We start from the raw sequence: 3,734 nt of genomic DNA on the forward strand, positions 1-3,734 counted from the left end.
GTTTAGCTATATGTGTGTGAATCGTTCTCTTTTGTTGGCTCAGGCAGAGACTTGAGAGATGTTTTGAGCAAAATCCAATCAAGATAGAGTATAAGAATCTGCATTTTCAGAAAGTGGTTGATACATTGGAAGCTTTCATACCTCAGCAGCCATGCCCAAATTTTTTCAGCAATAGCACTAGGATAACTTCAATAGATTTCTTGAGAATCAGAGTAATTAATATTTCTAACATTGCGATCGCCTCAGTTACTGGACTGAGTTCAATGTCGCAATTTTGTTTTGTAGTTATTTATTTGACTTATAGTGACTTAGGTTCATTTGAATCTTTTTACAAGCCAGCAGCTATCAGAGCATTGTATTTTACAATGACCTCTAACTTCAGTAGATTGGTCTGTGATGAATTAAAACAAAAAGTACCTCTGTGCCATTGGTAAAACTGTCGCAGGTTCACAAATCAGTAACTCACCATCAGCCCTGACTTGGTATGTTTCTGGATCTACTTCAATGTGGGGTAGTGCATCATTCAGTTTCATATCCCGCTTACTCAATTGGCGTGTTCCAGAAACTGCAACTGCTGATTTTTGTAAACCTAACTGGCTGGGAATTTCTTTTTCTAAAGCTGCTTGGGAAACAAAAGTTAATGATGTGGCATGACGCGCCCCTGCGAAACTACCAAACATCGGTCGCATATACACTGGTTGCGGTGTGGGAATACTGGCGTTAGCATCGCCCATTTGCGACCATGCAATCATCCCGCCTTTAATTACTATCTCTGGCTTCACGCCAAAAAATGCCGGACGCCACAAACATAAATCTGCTAATTTTCCCTCTTCCACTGAACCGACATATTGAGCAATTCCGTGAGCGATCGCTGGGTTAATCGTATACTTAGCAACATATCTTTTTGCCCGAAAGTTGTCTGCTTGTTGCTCAGTTCCTTGTGGGTTAAGAGTTCCCCGTTGCACCTTCATTTTGTGAGATGTCTGCCAGGTACGAATTATCACTTCGCCTACCCTTCCCATTGCCTGAGAATCGGAAGAAATCATGCTAAATGCGCCTAAGTCGTGCAAAATGTCTTCAGCAGCAATGGTTTCCCGACGGATGCGAGATTCGGCAAAAGCGACATCTTCGGCGATCGCTGGGTCGAGGTGATGGCATACCATCAACATATCCAGGTGTTCGTCTAAGGTATTTAGAGTATAAGGACGTGTGGGATTAGTGGAAGATGGCAGAACGTTGGCTTGGCTGCAAACTTTGATGATATCTGGTGCGTGTCCGCCGCCTGCGCCTTCGGTGTGGTAGGTGTGAATGGTACGATTCTTGAAAGCGGCGATCGTATCTTCGACAAATCCGGCTTCATTTAGAGTATCAGTATGAATCGCTACTTGTACATCATATTCATCGGCAACACTGAGGCAAGTATCAATTGCTGCGGGCGTAGTTCCCCAATCTTCATGAAGTTTTAACCCCATTGCACCGGCGGCTACTTGTTCTACAAGCCCTTGGGGTTGACTAGCGTTACCTTTGCCCAAAAATCCTAAGTTGACGGGAAAAGCATCAGCAGCTTGCAGCATTCGGTAAATATTCCAAGGGCCGGGAGTGCAGGTAGTGGCATTTGTACCCGTAGCTGGCCCAGTACCGCCGCCGATCATGGTGGTAATACCAGAAGCGATCGCAACTTCAATTTGTTGGGGGCAAATAAAATGAATATGGGCATCAATACCGCCAGCAGTGAGAATCATTCCTTCACCAGCTAAGGCTTCAGTACCGGGGCCAATAATAATATCTACATTATCTTGAATATAAGGATTTCCGGCTTTACCAATTTTGAAAATCTTGCCATCTTTAATGCCAATATCCGCTTTGACAATACCCCACCAATCGAGAATTAAGGCATTAGTAATTACTAAATCTACAGCACCATCGGCGTTAGAAATGGGGGATTGTCCCATTCCGTCTCTGATGACTTTACCGCCGCCGAATTTTACTTCATCGCCGTAGGTGGTGAAATCTTGTTCAACTTCTATGAATAATTCTGTGTCTGCAAGTCGGATGCGATCGCCTACTGTGGGGCCATAGGTTTCGGCATAGGCGCGGCGATCCATTCTGTAAGGCATATAAAATCCTTCTTTTTAACGCAAAGGGACGCGGAGGGAAGCGCAGAGGTACGCGGAGGTTTTTAGAGGTTTCCGTTAATTTTGGCGTTGAAGCCGTAGACTTGGCGAGTACCGACTAAGGGGATTAGAGTTATTTCTTTTTCGTCGCCTGGTTCAAAGCGGACTGCGGTTCCTGCGGGGATATCGAGGCGCATTCCTCGCGCTTGTTCTCTGTCAAAGTTTAAGGCGGTGTTGACTTCATAAAAGTGAAAGTGAGAACCTACTTGTATGGGGCGATCGCCTGTATTTGAAACTTGCAATTTTATAGTTGGACGACCAACATTTAGTTCAATTTCACCTGATGGTGTGATAATTTCCCCAGGAATCATAATAAATTCAAATTTTTAAACTTAACGAATTGGATTATGTACTGTTACTAACTTTGTGCCATCAGGAAAAGTCGCTTCTACCTGTACGTCATGCACCATTTCTGATATTCCTTCCATAACATCATCCCGCGTCAATAGAGTTGTACCATAACTCATTAATTCAGCTACAGTTTGCCCATCCCTTGCACCTTCTAGAATGGCAGCAGAAATATAAGCGATCGCTTCGGGATAATTCAGTTTTAAACCCCTTCCTTTACGTCTTTCTGCTAATAAAGCAGCAGTAAAAATTAATAGCTTATCTTTTTCCTGCGGCGTAAGTTGCATTCTTATCTCCTCTGTGTTCTCTGCGCCTCTGCGGTTCGTTTAAACCTGCCACACTCTTGGTATACAATTACCACGATTCAAAAAAGAAACTCGCAGCAACTTCCAAACATCAATAAACCAGTTTCTCACCTCAGATGTAGAAGCACCGCGATATCGACACAATAATCCATGTTGTAATCGACTAACACCCGCTTCTCCTTCCCCATTCCATAAATTTCGCGTTTTTTCGACAATTTCTGCTGAAACTGCACCACCAACCCAAACAAGACTACCTACTATTGGTTTTCCAGCCAAACCGTGGGGACTGTGAAAAGTTTCTTCGCTACCCCGTAACCATTGCCGATCAATCCACAAAGGAATACCTTGCTGCCAAATTTCCGTGTGCGATCGCCATTCCCCTTGCAAGAATTTTTCTCCTCTAGCACTGCGACCAAATCGGGTAATTTCCCAGCCTAACCAACTGCCCCCGGTGGCCAATTCTACCCGTAAATCTTGCCGAAAAATCGCGTCGTTAAATAAAATTGTCTCTTGCGGCAACCATTCTAAATAAGCGCCAGCATCAACTTGCATCTGGATGGTTTGTCTAGCTTGTAAGCCATTACTGCGATATATTTTGCTTGCAGTAGCTGTAGTGATTAAGGCTTGGGCTTGGGGTTGGAGGTGGATATTAGAGGATAAGCGATCGCCTCCCACCATACCCCCAGCCGTGTGTAAAATTACGCTATGACAAACTTTTTCCCCTTCTGGGTAAAATGGGCGTTGTACCTTCAGGGGCGCTTGTTGGTGATTGTAAATTAATTGGGTTTTACCCTGGCGATCAGCATAGACTAAATTAAGTTTGCCATGCCAACCTTCTGCTATTTGCGGATTGCAGGTCATTTATAAATTCAAGATTAAAGTTCAGATATTTTATATTTATTTAATG

At 43.8% G+C, this 3,734-nt stretch carries 4 protein-coding genes; all 4 read right to left on the reverse strand.

The genetic code is table 11. The annotated features are described in order from the left end of the window. Nucleotides 1-401: 401 nt before the first annotated feature. Nucleotides 402-2,117 carry an urease subunit alpha gene (gene ureC, locus IQ229_RS17705; RefSeq protein WP_194045940.1) on the reverse strand — a complete coding sequence of 572 codons (1,716 nt, stop codon included), beginning with the start codon at nt 2,115-2,117 and terminating at the stop codon, nt 402-404. 62 nt (nt 2,118-2,179) lie between these two features. Further along, nucleotides 2,180-2,485 carry an urease subunit beta gene (locus IQ229_RS17710; RefSeq protein ID WP_194045949.1) on the reverse strand — a complete coding sequence of 102 codons (306 nt, stop codon included), beginning with the start codon at nt 2,483-2,485 and terminating at the stop codon, nt 2,180-2,182. A 21-nt stretch (nt 2,486-2,506) separates the two neighbouring features. Further along, entirely contained in the window at nt 2,507-2,809 is a 303-nt protein-coding gene (gene ureA, locus IQ229_RS17715; protein ID WP_114081110.1) for an urease subunit gamma, read from the reverse strand. Nucleotides 2,810-2,848: 39 nt separating this feature from the next. Continuing rightward, nucleotides 2,849-3,688, reverse strand: coding sequence for an urease accessory protein UreD (locus IQ229_RS17720; protein ID WP_194045951.1), 840 nt, complete (start codon nt 3,686-3,688; stop codon nt 2,849-2,851). Nucleotides 3,689-3,734 lie beyond the last annotated feature (46 nt).

The organism is Nostoc cf. edaphicum LEGE 07299 (genome assembly GCF_015207245.1).
GTDB lineage: Bacteria > Cyanobacteriota > Cyanobacteriia > Cyanobacteriales > Nostocaceae > Nostoc > Nostoc edaphicum_B.